The 18,593-nt window shown below is 73.3% G+C and carries 12 protein-coding genes and 1 pseudogene; 8 read left to right on the top strand and 5 right to left on the bottom strand.

The features are described 5' to 3' along the window. Positions 1 to 46: 46 nt before the first annotated feature. The gene (locus WME98_RS00240) at positions 47 to 1,354 is read left to right on the top strand and encodes a sensor histidine kinase (RefSeq protein WP_437949366.1); all 1,308 of its coding nucleotides are present in this window, start codon (positions 47 to 49) and stop codon (positions 1,352 to 1,354) included. Between the two features lie 149 nt (positions 1,355 to 1,503). Beyond that, complete coding sequence (locus WME98_RS00245; RefSeq protein WP_437949367.1) at positions 1,504 to 3,546, top strand: membrane dipeptidase; 2,043 nt, start codon at positions 1,504 to 1,506, stop codon at positions 3,544 to 3,546. A 117-nt stretch (positions 3,547 to 3,663) separates the two neighbouring features. On the opposite strand, the gene WME98_RS00250 is transcribed toward WME98_RS00245, so the two are convergent. After that, positions 3,664 to 4,062, bottom strand: coding sequence for a hypothetical protein (locus WME98_RS00250; RefSeq protein WP_437949368.1), 399 nt, complete (start codon positions 4,060 to 4,062; stop codon positions 3,664 to 3,666). 695 nt (positions 4,063 to 4,757) lie between these two features. Between WME98_RS00250 and WME98_RS00255 the strand changes: the two genes are divergently transcribed. Continuing rightward, on the top strand, positions 4,758 to 5,039 hold the full coding sequence (locus WME98_RS00255; protein WP_061625631.1) for a pyrimidine/purine nucleoside phosphorylase: 282 nt from the start codon (positions 4,758 to 4,760) through the stop codon (positions 5,037 to 5,039). A gap of 398 nt (positions 5,040 to 5,437) precedes the next feature. Here the strand turns inward: WME98_RS00255 and WME98_RS00260 are convergent. The 3 genes and pseudogenes from WME98_RS00260 to WME98_RS00270 all read right to left on the bottom strand — a co-directional run. Continuing rightward, positions 5,438 to 5,536 (bottom strand): annotated as a pseudogene (locus WME98_RS00260) (hypothetical protein); the annotation flags it as partial. Between the two features lie 32 nt (positions 5,537 to 5,568). Continuing rightward, on the bottom strand, positions 5,569 to 9,432 hold the full coding sequence (locus WME98_RS00265) for a serine/threonine-protein kinase (protein ID WP_437949369.1): 3,864 nt from the start codon (positions 9,430 to 9,432) through the stop codon (positions 5,569 to 5,571). 45 nt (positions 9,433 to 9,477) lie between these two features. Then, positions 9,478 to 9,621 (bottom strand): hypothetical protein, encoded by a 144-nt coding sequence (locus tag WME98_RS00270; RefSeq protein WP_437331610.1) that lies wholly within the window; start codon positions 9,619 to 9,621, stop codon positions 9,478 to 9,480. 367 nt (positions 9,622 to 9,988) lie between these two features. On the opposite strand from WME98_RS00270, the gene WME98_RS00275 reads away from it, so the two are divergent. From WME98_RS00275 to WME98_RS00295, 5 genes are all read left to right on the top strand, one after another. Further along, a complete protein-coding gene (locus WME98_RS00275) occupies positions 9,989 to 10,879 on the top strand; it encodes a serine/threonine-protein kinase (RefSeq protein WP_437954151.1) in 891 nt (296 codons plus the stop codon). Positions 10,880 to 11,827: 948 nt separating this feature from the next. Continuing rightward, a complete protein-coding gene (locus WME98_RS00280; protein WP_061622236.1) occupies positions 11,828 to 12,976 on the top strand; it encodes a CgeB family protein in 1,149 nt (382 codons plus the stop codon). An 82-nt stretch (positions 12,977 to 13,058) separates the two neighbouring features. Next, positions 13,059 to 14,222 carry a 23S rRNA (adenine(2503)-C(2))-methyltransferase RlmN gene (gene rlmN / locus WME98_RS00285; protein ID WP_437949370.1) on the top strand — a complete coding sequence of 388 codons (1,164 nt, stop codon included), beginning with the start codon at positions 13,059 to 13,061 and terminating at the stop codon, positions 14,220 to 14,222. 109 nt (positions 14,223 to 14,331) lie between these two features. Continuing rightward, the gene (locus WME98_RS00290) at positions 14,332 to 15,732 is read left to right on the top strand and encodes an acetyl-CoA carboxylase biotin carboxylase subunit (protein ID WP_437949371.1); all 1,401 of its coding nucleotides are present in this window, start codon (positions 14,332 to 14,334) and stop codon (positions 15,730 to 15,732) included. A 116-nt stretch (positions 15,733 to 15,848) separates the two neighbouring features. Beyond that, on the top strand, positions 15,849 to 17,636 hold the full coding sequence (locus WME98_RS00295; RefSeq protein WP_437949372.1) for a phospho-sugar mutase: 1,788 nt from the start codon (positions 15,849 to 15,851) through the stop codon (positions 17,634 to 17,636). 179 nt (positions 17,637 to 17,815) lie between these two features. Here WME98_RS00295 and WME98_RS00300 read toward each other — a convergent pair whose 3' ends face one another. Further along, positions 17,816 to 18,592 carry a chlorite dismutase family protein gene (locus WME98_RS00300; protein WP_437331616.1) on the bottom strand — a complete coding sequence of 259 codons (777 nt, stop codon included), beginning with the start codon at positions 18,590 to 18,592 and terminating at the stop codon, positions 17,816 to 17,818. Position 18,593: the final 1 nt, after the last annotated feature.

The following is an 18,593-nucleotide window of genomic DNA, read 5'->3' on the forward strand; positions in this document are numbered from 1 at the left end:
CGTGTGCTAGCGTGCCATCCCGTCGATGGGGGCGCATAGCGCGAAAATGGCGGAGCAGGCGAGCCCCCCGGCGGCGCTGACCAGCGTCCAGCTCGACGCCCTCATCACGCGCGAAGCGCTGCGGGGCGAGCGCACCGCCTCGATCGCGCGGAGCGTCTTCTGCGCGGCCCTCCTCGCGCGGTTCGTCGCCCTCGGCGGCCTGACGCAGCCCGACTTTTACCCGCGCTCCGTCGTCGAGGTGCCGCTGCTCCTCGGCGCGGTGGTCGCCTCGATGTACGTGTGGCGGACGAGCCGGCGAATCGACGCGCCCTCCCACCTGCTCCTCGTCTCGGTCGGCCTCGACGCGCTGCTGTGCTTCGTGGCCCTCCTGCCGAACGTGATCTGGCCGTGGGAGGGCTATCCGGGGATCTTGCAGACCCCCGACATCGCCGCGGTGTTGCTCACGGTGGTCGCGAGCGCATTCCGGCTCGTCCGCCGGGCCGTGCTCCTCGCGGCGGCGGCGAACGCGCTCTCCGCGCTCGCGCTCATCGCGCTCGATTTCGCGCTGAACGGCGACCACCACGGGTACTGGACGACGCCCTCGCTGTTCCTGCTCCTGCTCCTCGCCGCCGTGTGCGCGGCGCTCCTCGTCACGACGCGCACGCTCAGGGTCGTCGAGGCGGGGGCGAGCGCCGCGCTGCGCGCGGAGCGGGCGCAGCGGAACCTGAGCTTCGTCCTGCACGAGCACCACGACGTGAAGACCTCGCTCTCCGCCGCCCTCATCGACACGGATCTCCTGCGGCGCGAGATCGCGCGGGGCGAAGCCGCGAGCGCCGAGCGCATGCTGCGGAAGCTGGAGCAGCTCCGCGACAGCATCGAGGAGGTCGCCTCGGCCATGGGGCACATCCGCGAGCGGACGACGCGCGAGCTCGACGCGCTGCGGGCGACGGCTCCCGCCGAGATCGGCGAGGCGGCGCACGGCGCGCTCCGCGCCGTCCAGCGGCGCTACCAGGCGGTGAAGATCGACGTCACGGGTCGCGCGGAGCGCACCGCGGTCCTGTTCGCGGGGGGGCACGACGCGCTGGAGCGAGTGCTCCTGAACCTCCTCGTCAACGCGTGCGAGGGGACCGGCGAGCGCGGCGCGTCCAGCGTGACGCTGGACGCGCGCCCGCTCGGCGGCGGACGGGTGGCCGTCGAGGTGAAGGACGACGGCCCGGGGTTCCACGACACGCCGAGCCCGAAGCCGGGCGGGTCAGGACAGGGGCTCGGCTTCGTGGTCGGCATGGTGGAGTCGAGCGGTGGGCTCGTCCTGCGCGCCAACCTGCCGCAAGGCGGCGCCAAGGTCACGCTCGAGCTGCTCGAAGCGCCGGTGTGAACGCGAGCGCCGCTCCGGCGCACGGTGCGTATCCAGGGCGGCAAGAAAATTTGCCCTTATCGTGCCGCTGGCCCTCCGGTACTTGCTGGCGCCGAAGTGGATCCTCGCCTGGGCTCCGCCGCTCGCACCCCTCTGGAGGATGATTCGGTATGAAGAGAACCGGCCCGATGACAGGCCCTGCATGGGCGACACCCTGGAGCGCGCTCGCCGCGGTCGCGCTGACGCTCGCGGCCCCCGGCCCGGCGAGCGCGCAGGCGCGGCGCTCGCCGATCTTCGAGTCCGCGCTGAGCGCTCCCGGCCGACCGCTGCGCGGGTTCGTCGATCTCCACACCCACCCGATGGCGCACCTCGGCTTCGGGGGGCACGTGCTCCACGGCGCTCCCGACGTCGGCGTGCTCATGGCGCCGGGGACGATCTACGACCCCAGCGGCCAAGGCATGTCGGGCGCCACGTGCAACGGGTCGATGCGGCGCGCCGCCAGCGTCGCGGAGGCGCTGGGGACCAGCTACAGCACGCACCGAGGCCACGATTTCTTGAAGAACAAGTGCGGGAATCACGTCCGCCAGATCGTGCTCGGGGAGATGGCGAAATCCCACGGCATCCGCTCGTTCCAGGTCGAGCGCCCCCTGGGTTATCCGACGTTCGCGCACTTCCCGGCGCATAACGATATCCTGCACCAGCAGATGTGGGTCGACTGGATCCGGCGCGCGAAGGAGGGTGGCCTCCGGGTGATGGTCGCGCTGGCCGTCAACAGCCGCACGCTCGCCCACGGCGTCGAAGCAAACCCGCCCATCGACGACAGGGAGTCGGGCAATCTCCAGATCGCCGAGCTCGTCCGCTTCGTGGGCAAGCACGACACGTGGATGGAGATCGCGCGTTCATCCAGCGATCTCCGGCGCATCGTGGAGAAGAACAAGCTCGCGGTGATCGTCGGCGTCGAGCTGGACGACATCGGCAACTTCGTGTGGAACAAGGCGGCGCCGACGGAGGCCCAGATCCGCGCGGAGATCAGGCGCCTGCACGGCCTCGGCGTGCGCTACGTGTTCCCGGTCCACCTCACCGACAACCTCTTCGGCGGCACCGCCGCCTACGAGGACGAGGTGGCGCGCGCCAACCGCTTCCAGACGGGGAAATGGTGGGACCTCGAGTGCTCCCGCGGAGAGGGCATCACGAAGCGCATCCAGTCGGAGAACGATCTGTTCAAGCTGATGAAGCTCGGCGACGCCGGCGGTCACATCCCGCTCCCGAGCTGCAAGCCGGCCGAAGGCCACAAGAACCGGCTGGGGCTCTTGCCCATGGGCCGCGTCGCCATCAACGAGATGATGAAGCTCGGGATGGTCATCGACATCGATCACATGTCCCAGCGGGCGGTGGGCGACGTGCTCGAGTTCACCCGCTCGACGCCCGGCGGCGCGTATCCGCTCGTCTCGGGGCACAACGGGCTCCGCGGCTCGAGCGGCAACGAGAACGGCCGGACCGACGCCCAGTACATGGAGATCGCCGCGCGCGGCGGGCTCGCGGGTGTCGGGTTCGGCGACTCCGACGCCCGGAGCTTCCTGCGGAACGCAGCCGCCGTGGCGGCGATCGCGTCGGGCGGCAAGCCGCTCCAGATCACCCTCGGCTCGGACATCAACGGGATGGTCGTCATGCCGCGCTCTCCCGAGTGCCAGGCGCCCCGGGACCAGGTGGTGACGGTGCCGGGCGACGCCTGGAGCCGCCCGCCCGCGCAGCTCCGGTGCACGGGGGACGAGGAGATCGACGTGCGCTCCGCGCGCATCGGCTGCCTCGACATCCAGACCAGCGGCAACCTCACGGACCTCGTCGGCCGCGCCTGCAACGCCAGGACGTCCTGCTCTTACAAGGCGCCGTCTCCCGACGAATACGGCCGCGCCGGCGTCCGGGCCGCGACGCGCATGTTCTGCACGCAGGCCATGGAGGTCGTGTACCGATGCGCCGCTCCGGCCGCCAAGGCGTGCGTCGACTACTCCAGGTTCCCCAGGGCCCGGATGGGGAGCCGCTCGTGGGATTACAACGAGGAGGGGGTCGTCCACATCGGGCTCTTCCCGGACTTCCTCAAGCACGTCGAGGCGCTCCCGGGCGGAGAGCAGCTCATCGACCGGCTCTACAACGGCGCCGAAGGCTTCGCGCAGATGTGGGCCAAGGCCGAGACGGTCGGCCGCTCCGTCCCCTGAGCCGTTCGCGCCCGTCCCGGAGCTCCAGCGACCCGACCGGGGTTGGCCTGTGGGGCGCCCCCGGGTCGGGTCGGATCCCGTTTCGCCGCCAACCCGGGTCGGATCCGGGCCGCGCCGCTACTGGCGCAGCCACGCCACGATGAACTTCGTCGTGTTCGACTCCGGGTCGAACGCGTTGCCCTCGCGGATGCTCGCCGAGAAATTGATGAGCCGGGCCCCGGACTGGGATGCGCTATACCCCACAGCGCCGTTGTGGCCATCGATCTGCACGGTGATCGAACCGGGGACGATGTCCGTCGCGCTGACGAGCTGCGTGAAGCAGCCCCGCGTACCAGGCCAACCGCTGTTGCATTTCACCGTGGAGAGGCCGATCTGGAGCGCCTGCTCCGCCTCTCCCACGGCCTCATCGCTCAGGGCCTCATCGCTCAGGGCCTCGTCGCTCAGGGCTTCATCGCCCTCCTGGGCGACGCAGCCTGCGAGCGCCATCGAAGAGAGGACGGCGATCGCCATCTTCATGAGAAACCTCGTGCCTCGACCCTTCCCGCTCGACCGGGCTCGCCTGTCGTCTCCGGGCCGGGCCACGGCGAGGTTGTCCTGGGATTCGAGGAGTGTGCCTTCTTCGCCCTTGATGTCGTGTGTCACGCGCTGCCTCCATTCATGCTTCCGGTGTCTGTCGCTTCAGCGGAGCGGCCGTGGTGAGCGTCTCGCCGGTGTCGCGCGCTGCCCGCGCGCGGCCCCGAAATCCGATGTGTCGCCGAACCACAGAGGCCAGGCGTCCCCCCGCCAGGGTCAGCTACCGGTAGCGGTCTCTCTCATGCAGGTTGTAGCCAAAGCAGGGCCTGTCACGAGGTGGCATTGTCCATGACGAGCAGCCCTTCGGGCGTCGCTGCGTCGCGGAGCTCGCGGGAGACCGTGCCTTGGCAACGCGGTGGTACCGCAGGGTCAGAGACACGATAAGGGCAAAGTTTCTTGCCCCACCTGGCAAATTTTCTTGCCCCCACCCGCACGCGCGCCGCGCGCCCAAGCGGCGCTCGCGTTCACGCCGTGGCGGCGTTCTGCGCCTGGGAGGCGACGCGATGCTCAGCCTCGCCGCCGGGGCCGCCCGGCGCGCCCAGACGGCCGGCTCCCGGCGGCGGCTCGCGGCCGCGGCCGCGCGGCGACCGGGAGCGTCGAGGCTGGCCTCTCGGCGCGGGACGCGGTAGGAGGGCGCCATGCTCAAGCACAACAGCTACTTCAACGGCAGCGTCCAGAGCGTCGGGTTCGAGCGCCACGGACGCCGGCAGACGGTGGGAGTCATCGACGCTGGCGAGTTCCATTTCTCGACCGAGGCGCCGGAGCGGATGACCGTCGTCGCGGGCGAGCTCGCCGTCCGCTTCGACGGCTCTCAGGAATGGCGCGTGTACCCGGCGGGGACGTCGTTCGAGGTGGCCGGCAAGAGCGGCTTCGACGTCAAGGCCGCGCAGCCCACCGGGTATCTCTGCGAGTTCCTCTGAGCCGGGCGCCCGCCGGCGCCGTGTAGCGCGCCGCTCGTCTTCCCTCTCCCGTCTTCCGTCTCCCCTCTCCCGTCTTCCGTCTCCGGTCCCCCTCTTCGTGCGCGTGCTCGTGCGCGTGCGCGTGCTCGGTTATGCCGCCATCCCTCCACCGGAGACAGGTTCTCGTGAGCATCGCGACGCTTCGATCCAGCAGATCTTGGCGTCTTCCCATCAGCAGACGGCACGAAGCCCGTCACACGACAGACATCCACGAGGACACCGCTGCCATCGCGGTTCCACCGGGCATTGGCGTAGAAGCGTGCTGAGTTGTTCACGGAGCGCCCACTCTCCCCGAGGCAGACGCGAGGGATGACTCCACGAGGCATGGGGACGAACCGGAGCGCGCACGCGCACGCGCACGAAGACGGCAGACGGAAGACGGAAGACGGAAGACGGGAGACGGAAGACGGAAGACGGGAGACGGCAGACGGGAGACGGAAGACGACAGTCGGCGGAGTGGGATCCCGTTCCGGCGCCTTCGAGCGCCGGCCTACGCCCCCAGCCACCTGCGCTCGATCTCCAGCGTGGCCGCGTTGTCCGGCACGTTGCCCAGGAACCTCGCCCGCCACGCCGGATCCCCGATCTTCCTCGCCCGATCGAGCAAGCGCTCCCGCGCCGACGCGATCGCCATCATCGCCTCCCGCCGGTGACCGCACGCCGAGAGCGCCTCGGCGTGCGCGAGCCGCACCAGCGACTCGCCCACCTCGGCGCCCACCGACTCGAGCAGGCAGAACGCCTCGGTCGTCGCCGCGAGCGCGTCCACCGCCTGCCCCGCGTCGAGCAGCGCCCGCCCAAGCACCGCGTACGCGAACGCGCGCAGCGGCGGCGCGCCGTACAGGATCGCCACCGCGGCGCGCGCCTCGCGCTCCGCACCGCCGAGATCGCCCGTCTGGAGCAGGATCCTCGCGAGGCACGTCCGCGCGGCGCCCTCCCGGCGCGCGTCGCCGAGGCCCTGCGACGTCGCGATCGCCTCCTCCGCCGTCCGCCGCGCCTCCTCGACGAGGTCGAGCCGCGCCAGCACCGGGCCGAGGCCGAGGAGCGCCCCGAGCCGCGCGTCCGACAGCCCCATCCGCTCCGCGTCCGCGAGCGACGCGCGCAGCGCCGCCTCGGCGCCCTCGAAATCGCCGAGCTCCGCGTAGCAGGAGCCGAGGTTGTTCCGCGCCCAGCAGGCGTTGCGCCGGTCGCCGGCCTGCTCGAACGCCGCGAGCGCCCCCTCGAAGCCCGCGAAGCTCGAGCCCGGATCGCCGCCCGCCATCGCCCGGTACGCGCGCGCCTCGTGGAGCCGCGCCAGCACCTCGACCTCCAGATCGGTCTCCTCGGCGTCCTGCTCGATCGCGTCGAGCAGCTCGTCCGCGAGCTGATACCGCCCGCCGAAGAGGACGCGCCCGGCGCCCGCGCACAGGCACACGCTGCGCGCCGTCCGCGCCGAGCGCCGCGGCTCCGTGGTCTGCGCGACGCGCAAGAGGCGCTCGACCTGGTCGTGGTTGCCGCGCTTCGAGGCGGCGAGGATCATCTGCGTGAGCGCAGAGAACCACGGCGCCGATCCGGGCGAGAGCCGCTCCAGCGCCTCCATCCCCCGCCGCTCCGCCAGCGCGAACTCGCCGCGCCAGAGGTGCGCCTCGGCCTGGCAGAGCCGCAGCGCCCCCGCCGTCGCCTTCGACGCGCCGCGCGCGATGCCGCGCTCCACCCGCTCGATCACCGCGCCGAGATCGCTGCCGAGCAGCGCCTGCTCGGCGGCGCGCAGGGTCGCCGTCGCCGCCCGCGCCGGCTCGCCGCCGCGCTCGAAGTGCTCGGCCAGCGCCATCGCGTCCGCCGCCCCCGTCCGCTCCAGCCACTCGCCGGCGAGCCGGTGGCCGAGGCGGCGATCGTGATCGGTCAGCATCCCGTACGCCGCCTCGCGCACGAGCGCGTGCCGGAACCGGTACTCGATCACCTCCGGCGCGCCCTCCACCGAGCGCCGGACGATGAGCTCCCGCGCCTCGAGCTCGGTCAGCAGCCGGTCGACCTCCGCGCGGCCCACCAGCGCGGCGACCCCGTTCCGCGAGAAGCTCTCGCCGAAGATCGCCCCGGCGCGCAGCACCCGCCGCGCGCCGACGTCCAGCGCGTCGAGCTCGGCCTGCACCATCGAGAGCACCGTCTCCGGCAGGTCCGCGCCCTTGCCCGCCGCCGCGGCGCGGATCTGCTCCTCGAGGTAGAAGGCGTTGCCGTCCGCGCGCTCGACGAGCGTCGCCACGAGCCCCGGGCTCTCGCGCTCGCCGAGCACCTGGCGCACGAGCCGCTCGCTCGACCGGCGCGAGATCCCCGCGAGGCGGAGCTTGTGCCCGCGCCGCTCGTCCCACAGCTTCGGGAAGAGCTCGTGCACCTCCGGGCGGCCGAGCGCCATCACCATGAACGGCCGGTCCTTCAGGTTCCGGAGCGCGGCGTCGACCATCGTGATCGTGGGCAGGTCGCCCCAGTGCAGGTCCTCGAGCACGAGCAGGACCGGGTGCACCGCGCACTCGGCGCGCAGGAAGTCCTCCCAGGCGAGGCGCAGCTGGTCGCCCATGAGCATCGGGTTCCGCCGCGCCGCCCGGAGCTGGACGTCGTCGTCCGGGAACGGCGCGCCGACGAGCTCGCCGAGGAACGTCGCCACACGCGCCGCGTCGAGCGACGCGTGCCGCTCGACCCGCGCCCGCACCTTGCGCCGCCGCTCCTCGACGGCGTCGGTCTCGGAGAGGCCCATCGCCCGCCGGAGCGCGTGCGCGAGCAGGCCGAACGACGAGCCGGCGCTCATCGGGTCCACCTGCCCGAGCCACACCTCGACCGGCTCGCCGTCCTCCCGGATCGCGCGGACGAGCTCGTGGCGGAGCCGCGATTTGCCGATGCCCGCCGGCCCGGTGACGAGCACGACGCTCGGGGTCGACTCCTCGACGCACCGGGCGAGCTCGTCCCGGATGAGCGACAGCTCGCGCTCGCGCCCGACGCACGACGTGGCCTTGCCGAGCAGGAGCGGCACCTCGTCCGGCCCCTCGCGCGCGCCGTGGAGCCACTGGCCGGCCTCGTCCGCGGTGATCTCGAAGCGCGCCCCGAGCAGCCCCGCCGTCACCTCGTCGATGCGGATCGCCGCCGCGCGGGACGGGGCGCGGCGCTCGGGGAGCAGCTGGACGACGCGATCGATGAGGTCGCCGATCGGCATGCGCGAGGCGATCTCGGCCCTGCCCGTGACGACGGCGACCGGCGCGCCGCCGAGCAGCGCCTGCACGGCGAGCGCGCAGCGGGCCGCCCGGGCCGCGAGGTCGGTCGTCGCGCCGGCGCCGGAGAGCACGACGAGCGGCAGCCGCGCCTCGACGAGCTCGAGCTGGCCCCGGTAGCGCGCCGCCGTGGCCGAGAGCGCCTGCGCGCGCGCCTGCTCGTCGACCTCGGGGAGCGCCGCCTCGGCGGCGGCCGGGGCGCGGCCGTCGCGCGCGAGCACGAGGCACATCACCTTGCGCTCGCCGGTCGTGAGCTCCGGCGGGCGGATGGAGCTGGCCGGCGGGCGGACCGAGATCGCCGCGGGATCCATGAGCGCGGCGAGCTCGGCGGCGACCGCGTTGCCGTCGCTCGGCCGCCCCTCGGGCGACTTCGACAGCATGCGCGTGACGAGCTCGTCGAGCGCCTCGGGCACGTCCTCGCGGAGCCACCGGAGCGACGGCGGCTCCTCGAGGAGCACCTTGACGAGCACCGCGAGCCCGCGCGCGCCGCGGAACGGGGCGCGCCCCGAGATGCACTTGTAGAGCACGCAGCCGAGCGCGAAGACGTCGGCGCGCGCGTCGACCTGGGCCTCGCCGCGGGCCTGCTCCGGCGCCATGTAGCCGGGGGTGCCGAGGATGGCGCCGGGCATGGTGAGCTGCTGATCGATGCCGGACATCCGGACCACGCCGAAGTCGATGAGCGTGATGCGGTCGATCGCGCCGCCGACGAGGAGCAGGTTGCTCGGCTTCAGATCGCGGTGGACGACGCCGAGCCGGTGCACGGACCCGAGGGTGGTCGCGACGCGCCGGGCGAGCTTGAGGCTCTCGTCCAGCGTGAACGCCTGCCGGGCGAGGCGCTGCGAGAGGGTCTCGCCGGTGAGCCACTCCATGGCGAGGTAGGGGTGGCCGAGGTCGGTGACGCCGTGGGCGATGTACCGCACCACCCCCGGCACCCGCAGCGTGGCGAGCGCCTGCGCCTCGCGCGAGAGGCGGCTCGAGTCCTGGGTGGCGGCGTTCTGGAGGACCTTGAGGGCGACCGTCTCGCCGGTCGTGAGGTCGTACGCGCGGAAGACGTGGCCCATGCCGCCGGCGCCCGCGAGCTCCACGATCTCGAACCGGCCGTCGATGACGTTTCCCGCTCGCATTGCCCCTGCCGCCCCTCCCCGCGGACCGTCCGTCCTGTGTGGGAGCTACGCGAAGTTCACGAGAATGGCCAGCGGTTCGGGGGTGGTGGCCAGTCGCCGGAGCCGCGCGCCGCGAGGCCCCGGCTCCTCGATGCAATCACCGCCGATTACCGCGCTCCAGCGCGCATCGTCGCCAGAGAGCGCGGCCACGGGCAACTCTACGGCGTAACTCCACGGCGCAGCGACGCGCCCGCGCGCCCCCTGCCCAGGCGCCCGGCCGCGCCCCGCCCCGCCGCGCCCTGCTGCGACGGCATGCCCGGCCGGCGGCGCTCGCCTCCCCCCTCGCCCACACCACGATACTTTTTCGTCCAGGCGACCTCGAGCGCACCGGCCGGGCGACGAGGCCGCGCGATGCGGCGTGGCAGGTGTAGGCGCGGCCTCCTTTTCACCCCGCGACGCGCGCGGCGCTTCCTCTGTCGCGCCCGCGTGATAAATGAGCTTGTCTGGGGACTGGGGGGAGGCGACCGGAACGCGCTGGACCCCCTTTGTCAAGCGAAGGAGGCCGCTCTTGTCAATCGTGCCCGGAACCGTACTGCTCCAGCGCTACCGCGTGGTGCGTCATCTCCGCCGCGAAGGCCTCGGTGAAGTGTTCAGCGCCGAGGACGCGAGCGCTGGCCGCCGCGTCGCGGTGAAGGTGCTCGGCGAGCCTCCGGTGCGGCTGGACCCGGGGGGCGTGCTCAGCGCGCCGGAGCGCATGCCCCTGGAGGAGGCCCAGGCGCGCTTCCGGCGCGAGGCGGCGGCGTGCCAGCGGCTGCGGGGCCCGCACACGCTGCCGTCGATCGACGGCGGCAAGGACCCGGAGCACGGCCCCCTCCTCGTCTTCGAGCTGCGGGAGGGCGAGCTCCTCAGCGACCGCCTCGCCCGGCTGGGGCCGATCCCGTTCGCCGCCCTACACCCGCTGGTCGAGCAGCTCTGGCTGGCGATCGCCGAGCTGCACGAGATTGGCATCATCCACCGCGACATCAGCTCCACGAACGTGCTCCTCGACCGGGGCCCGGACGGCGAGCGGCTGACGCTGATCGATCTCGGCTCGTGCAAGCTCCCGCCCGCGTTCGACGACGAGGTGGTGAGCTTGCCGGGCCGGTGTCTCGGCGATTTCAGGTTCGCGCCGCCGGAGCAGCTCGCGAAGGGCAAGACGGTGGATCACCGGGCCGACCTCTATGCGGCCATGACGGTGGTCTTTCAGGCGCTCACGGGCGAGCTCCCCTACGCCGCGCGCAACCTGATGATGCTCGCCGACCTGAAGACGAGGACGCCGCCGCGCCGCCTCGGCAACCTCATGCCGCCGCCGGTCGACAAGCATGTCGAGGTGTTCGTGAACCGGGGTCTCGCCCACAGCCCAGACCGCCGCTTCGCCAACATCGCCGAGGTGCTCGACGGCTGGCGGGGGCTGCGCCCCGCCAGCTGAACGTCGCGGCGGCATCCGCGCCGCGCCCCGCCGCTCCAGGCTGGACGACCCCGCAGGCGATCGCGCCGCGCTCCGCGGCAACGCCCTCTCCGAGCAGGAAGGCGGCCCGCGGCGCCGTGCGCCTCCCGCCTTCCCGCTCCCCTGACGAATTCTCCGCGCGCCCCTCCGCGCCTCACGGCACCGGCTGAGCCCGCCGCTCCGACGGCGCGCCCGATCGGACGGCGCCCCCCCTGCGCGCCCGCGCTCCGCCGCGCCTTCATCGAGACCGGCAGCGCAGAGGTCCGTCGCCCTGCGGCCCGCGGCGGCGCGCTCATCGGGCCGCGCCGGCTCCGGCGACGTCTCACGCGCTGCCGCGGCGTTCCCGTGCGGGAGCGCCCGCCATCGCTCCGTTCGACCAGCAGCCGCGCCTGACCATTACGATAGCGGTCCCGGTTTTCTCATCATCTCTTCGAATCTGCTCTTCGCCGCACAGGCCGGTTGCCTCGCCGCGGCCGCGGCCGCGGCCACGGCCACGCGAACCTCGCTCGCCGCGGGTGCTTTGCGCGATCGAGCCGCTTTATCCCTCAGCACGTTACGATTCTGCGCCGTTCATCGTCTCGAGATCAGTCCGGGCCTTATCGCCTGAGGTCCTGACGGGGAATACGCCTCTTCGGACGAGAAACCGCATCTCACAGGATTGCAGAGCGTGAGCACGCATGTTAATCCGGGGTTCGCTCGCTCGTCGCCGCGCCCGCTCGCGCGGCGCCAGGGCAACCGGATCGACGTGCAGCTCTCGTTACCGAACCGGGCGGCGCGGCCCAGCCTCGTCCAGCCCGGCGTGTCCGCCTGCCTGGCTGCGCCCGTGAGGCCGGTTCCGGCCTCACGGGCGTCGCTGCGGTGTGTCTCGAGACCGGCCACTCCGGGCCGGCACGTCGTCTGGGATCTCTCAACCCTCGCCGCCACCACGTTATGACGACACCTACCTACCGCTATGTCTTCCTGGGACTCTCCATCACGTCTTCGTGGGGCAACGGCCACGCCACGACGTACAGAGCGCTCCTCCGGGCGCTCGCGGCGCGCGGCCACCACGTGCTCTTTCTGGAGCGGAACCTCTCCATCTACGATCAGCACCGCGACCTGCCCAACCCGCCTTACGGCGCGATCGAGCAGTACTCGAGCATTACCGAGCTCCGCGATCGATTCTCACGCGCGGTGCGCGAAGCCGATCTCGTGGTGGTCGGCTCCTTCGTCCCGGAAGGGGCGACCGTCGGGGCGTGGATCACGGAGGAGGCCCGCGGCAAGGCCGCGTTCTACGATCTCGACACACCGGTCACGCTGGGCCGGCTCGCGCACGGGGACCACGCGTACCTCACGCCGGCGCTGATCCCGCGGTACGACCTCTACCTGTCGGCGACGGGCGGCCCGACGCTGGAGCGGCTGGAGCGCAGCCACGGCGCGGTGCGCGCGCGGGCGCTCTACTGCGCGGCCGACACCGACGTGTATTACCCGCAGCCGACGCCGATGCGCTGGGATCTCGGCTACCTCGGCACGTACAGCGACGACCGGCAGGCGGCGGTCGAGCGGCTCCTGCTGGAGCCCGCGCGGCGGATGCGCCGCGGGCGCTTCGCGGTGGCGGGCGCGCAGTACCCGGCGTCGCTCGCGTGGCCCGAGAACGTCACCCGGACGGAGCACCTGCCGCCGGACGATCACCGCATCTTCTACAACGCCCAGCGCTTCACGCTGAACCTGACCCGCCGGGCGATGGTCGAGTCCGGGTGGTCGCCGAGCGCGCGCCTGTTCGAGGCGGCCGCGTGCGGGACCCCGGTCCTGAGCGACACCTGGCCCGGGATCGAGACGTTCTTCCAGCCCGGCGAGGAGATCCTCCTCGTCCGCACGCCGGAGGACGTGCTCCGGAAGCTCCGGGAGATGAAGGAGGACAAGCGCCTCACCGTGGGCCAGCGGGCGCGGCAGCGCGTGTTCGCCGAGCACACGGCGATGCACCGGGCCGAGGCGCTCGAGCGCTACACCCGCGAGGCGCTCGAGGCGGCGAGCCGGACGCGGGCGCGCCGCGACCGCGACGGGCAGCTCGCGGCGGCGCACGCCGAGACGCAGAGCTGACCTGAGACCGGCGCGGGCGCCCGCCCTCGGCGCTCGCGCCCGTGCCCTTGCCGCTCGGGGCGGCGCGCAGTACGCCACGGAGGTGCGCTCCACCCCGCTTCACCCCGTCGCCCGCCTGCCCGAGGAGTGGTCGGCCTCGCTGGCCGCCCGCGGAGAGCGGTCGTTCACGGCGAAGCAGGTCTTCCACTGGATCCACCGCCGCGGCGTCCTCGACCCGGCGGCGATGACGAACCTCCCGGCGCGGCTGCGCGAGCACCTCGCCGCGGAGGGGCTCGGCGAGGTGCTGACGCCCGAGCGGGTCCACCGCTCCGAGGACGGCACGCGCAAGCTGCTCCTGCGCCTGCGCGACGGCGCGACGATCGAGACGGTCCTGCTCCCGTCGGTGTCGGGGCCCGGCTCGCAGGCGCAGCTCGACGCCGACGCGGCGGCGGCGGCCGACGACGAGGACGACGACGATGCGGAGGCCGGCGCGGCGCCGCGCGTCCGCGTCACCCAGTGCATCTCCACGCAGGTCGGCTGCGCGATGGGGTGCGGGTTCTGCGCGAGCGGCGTGGCGGGGCTCAAGCGCCACCTCGGCGCCGAGGAGATCGCGGGCCAGGTGCTGCTCGGGCGCGCGATGCTCGAGGAGGGCGAGGACCTCCGCAACGTCGTCTACATGGGCATGGGCGAGCCGCTCCACAACTACGAGAACACCGCGCGCTCGCTGCGCCTGCTCACGCACCCGGAGGGGATCAACCTCTCGACGCGGCGGGTCACGGTGTCGACGTCGGGCCTGGTCCCGGAGATCGCGCGGCTCGGCGCGGAGTTCGGCGGGCAGATCGCGCTGGCGATCTCGCTGCACGCCGCGGACGACGAGACCCGCTCGGCGCTGATGCCCATCAACCGCAAGTACCCGCTCGACGAGCTGCTCGCGGCGCTGCGCGCCTACCCGCTGCCGCGGCGCCGGCGCATCACCATCGAGTACACGCTCGTCGCCGGGCAGAACGACGACCCGGCCGAGGCGCGCCGGCTGGCGAAGCTCCTGCGCGGGCTCCCGGTGAAGATCAACCTCATCCCGATGAACCCGATCGAGGCCTCCTCGCTGGGCCCGCCGGCCCAGGAGCGCGTGGCCGCGTTCCAGGAGGTGCTCACCCAGGCGGGGTACTCGTGCTTCGTGCGCCGCCGGCGCGGCGACGACGTCTCGGCGGCCTGCGGCCAGCTCGTGCTGCTCGGGGCCAAGCCGAAGGTGCGGCGCGCGCTCGGCTGAGGGCGCTCGCCAGGCGCCGCCGTACGACGCCGTCGGGCGGCGCACGGGGGGCGCATCGCCCGCCGCGAGCGCCTTGACGCCCCGCCGCGCGGGGGCGTAGCTGTCGGCCGTGTTGAAGAAGATCCTCGTCGCCAACCGTGGAGAGATCGCCTGCCGCGTCCTCCGGACCTGCAAACGGCTCGGGATCGCGACGGTCGCCGTGTACTCGGACGCGGACGCGGGCGCGCCGCACGTCGCCATGGCCGACGAGGCGGTGCGCATCGGGCCGCCGCCGGTCAAGGACAGCTACCTGGTCGTCCACGCGATCGTCGAGGCGGCCCGCGCGACGGGCGCCGACGGCATCCACCCCGGCTACGGGCTGCTCAGCGAGAACGAGGCGTTCGCCGCGGCGGTCCTCGAGGCCGGCGTCACGTTCATCGGCCCGCCGCCCGCGGTGCTCCACGTCTTCGGCGACAAGATCCTCGCGCGCGAGCAGGCGCGCGGCGCCGACGTGTTCCCGCCGCCGGGCACGGGCGGCCCGGTCGACCCGGCCGATCTCGAGTCCGCCCAGCGCGCCGCCGAGAGCATCGGCTTCCCGCTGCTGGTCAAGGCCGCGGGCGGCGGCGGCGGCATCGGCATGCAGGTCGTCGCCGAGCCGGGCAAGCTCGCCCGCGCCCTCACCGCGTGCTCGGATCGCGGCCGCTCCGCGTTCGGCGACCCGCGCGTGTACATGGAGCGGTACATCGAGCGCCCGCGCCACATCGAGGTGCAGGTGCTCTGCGACGGGAAGGGCGGCGCGGTCGCGCTCGGCGAGCGCGAGTGCAGCGCGCAGCGCCGGCACCAGAAGATCGTCGAGGAGACGCCGTCGCCCGCCGCCTTCTTCGAGGGGGAGGCGGGCGAGGCCCGGCGGCGGTCGCTCCACGAGAGCGCCCTCCGGGTCGTGACCAGCGCCGGTTACGTCGGCGCCGGCACCGTCGAGTTCGTCGCGGCGGAGAGCGGCGAGCTCTTCTTCCTCGAGGTCAACGCGCGGCTCCAGGTCGAGCACTGCGTCACCGAGATGTGCACCGGGCTCGACCTCGTCGAGCACCAGATCCGCATCGCCTCGGGCGAGCCGCTCGCGCCGGAGGTCCGGGACCACGCGTACCGCGGCCACGCGATCGAGGCGCGGCTCTACGCCGAGGATCCGGCGAAGAAGTTCGCGCCCCAGCCCGGCCGCATCGCCGCGCTCCGCTGGCCGGCCGCGGGCGACGACCTCCGGATCGAGACCGGCGTCGCCGAGGGGCTCGAGGTGACGCCGTTCTACGATCCGCTGCTCGCCAAGATCGTCGCCCACGGGCCGACGCGCGGCGACGCGATCGCCCGCCTCGACCGGGCGCTCGCCGAGACGACGATCGAGCTCGCCGGCCCGTCGGGCCCCGCCGCGACGAACCTCGCGTTCCTCCGCCAGATCCTGGCGGACGCCGACTTCCGCGGCGGGCAGTACGACACGCGCTTCGCCGAGGCGCTCGCCGCCGGCAAGAAGGCCGGATAGCGCCGGCCCGGGCGGACCAGGCGCGCGCGGTGGGAGGGGCGGGCAGGCGAGGCGCCGCGCGCCGAATCGCGCGCGCCTGGTGCACACCTCGGCCGGCTTGAATTAAAGATGATGTCGTGAGCCACGACTTCGTCCTCGAGCCCGCCGAGCGCTGGCTTGCCCACGACCCCGATCCGGAGACCCAGAGCGAGCTGCGCCAGCTCATCGCCGCGGCCAGGGCGGGCGAGGAAGGCGTCCGCGCCGAGCTCGCCGAGCGCTTCGCCGGCCCCCTGGAGTTCGGCACCGCCGGCATCCGGGGCGTCCTCGGCGCCGGCGAGAGCCGGATGAACCGCGCCGTCATCCTGCGGACGACCGCCGGGCTCGCCCGGTATCTCCTCGCCACGCTCGGCGACAGGGCGCGGAGCGCCGGCGTGGTCGTCGGCTACGACGCCCGCCGGAGGAGCCGCGAATTCGCCGAGGACACCGCCTGCGCCCTCGCCGCCGCGGGCATCCCGAGCCACCTCTCGCCCGTCCCCTGCCCCACCCCGATCGCCGCGTTCGCGGTCGGCCACCTCGGCGCGGCCGCCGGCGTGATGGTGACCGCGAGCCACAACCCGCCCGAGTACAACGGCTACAAGGTCTACTGGGACAACGCCGCACAGATCATCCCACCGCACGACACCGGCATCGCGACGGCGATCGACGCCGCGCCGCCGGCGGATCAGGTCCCGCGCATGCCCCTCGACGAGGCACGGCAGAAGGGCCTCGTGCGCGACTTCCCCGAGGAGCTCGAGGAGCGCTACCTCCGCGCGATCCTCGGCGCCTCGGCGCGGGGCGACGGCGATCGCGGCCTGCGCATCGTCTACACGCCGCTGCACGGGGTGGGCGACCGCCTCGTGCGCGAGGCGCTCGAGCGGGCGGGCTTCACGCGCGTGACGAGCGTGCCCGAGCAGGCCGAGCCGGACGGCGCGTTCCCCACGGTCGCGTTCCCGAACCCCGAGGAGAAGGGCGCCATGGACCTGGCGTTCGCCCTCGCGAGGCGGGAGGGCGCCGATCTCGTCCTCGCCAACGATCCGGACGTCGACCGGCTCGCCGTGGCGGTGCGGCGCCCGGACGGCGAGCTCGTGCAGCTGACGGGCAACCAGGTCGGCGTGCTGCTCGGCCATTACCTGCTCACCGAGGGGGGCGCCGGCGCCGGCGCCGGCGCCGCGAACGAGCGCCGCCTTGTGCTCGCCTCGTGCGTCTCGACCCCGTTGCTCGGCGTGATCGCCGCGTCGCTCGGGGTGCACTACGAGGAGACGCTGACCGGGTTCAAGTGGATCGCCAACCGGGCGATGGACATCGAGCGCTCGACCGGCGCCCGCTTCGTGTTCGGCTTCGAGGAGGCGCTCGGCTACACGATCGGCTCGACGGTGCGCGACAAGGACGGCATCAGCGCCGCGGTGGCGCTCGCCGAGCTCGCGGCGGCGCGCAAGGCCGAGGGCAGGACGCTGCTCGACGAGCTCGAGGCGATCCACCGCAAGCACGGCCTCTACGTGAGCGGGCAGCGCTCCTACACGCTGCGCGGCGTCGACGGGGTCGAGAAGATCGCCGCGATCATGGCCGCGCTCCGGAAGAGCCCGCCGGCCGAGATCGGCGGCGTCCCCGTGGCGGCGTGGCGCGATTTCGAGGCGCGCACGCGCACCTCGAGCGACGGCCAGACCGAGCCGCTCGTCCTGCCGCCGAGCAACGTGCTCGTGTACGAGCTCGACGGCGGCAGCCGGATCATCGCGCGCCCGAGCGGCACCGAGCCGAAGATCAAGTTCTACTTCGACGTGCGCGAGGAGGTCGCCGCCGGCGAGCCGCTGGCGGACGCCGAGGCCCGCGCCGCGGCGCGGCTCGACGCGCTGGCGAGGGCGTTCTCGGCCCTCGCCGGCGTCGGCTGACGGTTCCCGTCAGCCGCCTGGGTTTGCGGACTGACGGTTCCCGTCAGCCGCCTGGGTTTGCGGACTGACGGGAACCGTCAGCCGCCTGGGTTTGCGGACTGACGGGAACCGTCAGCCGCCTGGGTTTGCGGACTGACGGGAACCGTCAGCCGCCTGGGTTTGCGGACGGACGGCCCCCGTCAGCCGCCGGGGCTGCGGAAGGCGGCGCGGCCGACGAAGAACGGGCCCATCTGGCTGATGAACTCCGAGGTCTGCCGGGTCTTCCGCATCGCCTGCACGATGTGCGAGAGCGGGTGGAGCTCCTTGCCGACGAGCCCGATCACGAACTCGTTGTCGCGGGCGTCGAGGCCGTGGCACGCGAGGCGGATGTCGTGCGCGAGGTCCTGCGCGCCGTAGGCGCGGCCGATGGTGCCGTGCTCGCGCAGGATGCTCCCCTGCTCGCGCCCGTCGAGCTTGGCGAAGGTGCCGCTGCGGCGCAGCGGGTACCACACCGCCCACGGCCAGGCGGGGTTGAGGACGGTCTCGGACGGGCGCCGGAGCAGCCAGTAGTCGAGGTCCTGCTCGTAGCCGGTCGAGTACGTGCGCCCGAGCATCGTGAAATCGGGGCGGAGCTCCAGCGCGCGGAGCTCGCCGCGGTTGAGCGCCGGCCGGACGGTCTGGACGAAGACGGCCGGGTCCTCGGCCCACGTGAGCACCGCGATCCCGCGCGGATCGCCGAGGTCCTCGTAGACGACGGCGCCCACGCGCTGGGAGGACAGCGCCTGGCCGACCGCCGCGGTCAGCTCCGCCGGATCGGCGGCGCTGGGGCAGCGAAACACGAGCAGCTGCATGAACAGGCGGCGGTCGATGACCTGGGGCCGGCCGTCGCGCGGCGCCCCCCGCTCGGCGACGTCGATGTGCGGCAGCTCGGGCTCCGCGTGGCCGGCGGCGGGCCGGCCTGTCGTGGATTCGCTCATG

Origin of the sequence: Sorangium sp. So ce296 (genome assembly GCF_051529605.1) — a bacterium.
GTDB lineage: Bacteria > Myxococcota_A > Polyangia > Polyangiales > Polyangiaceae > Sorangium > Sorangium cellulosum_D.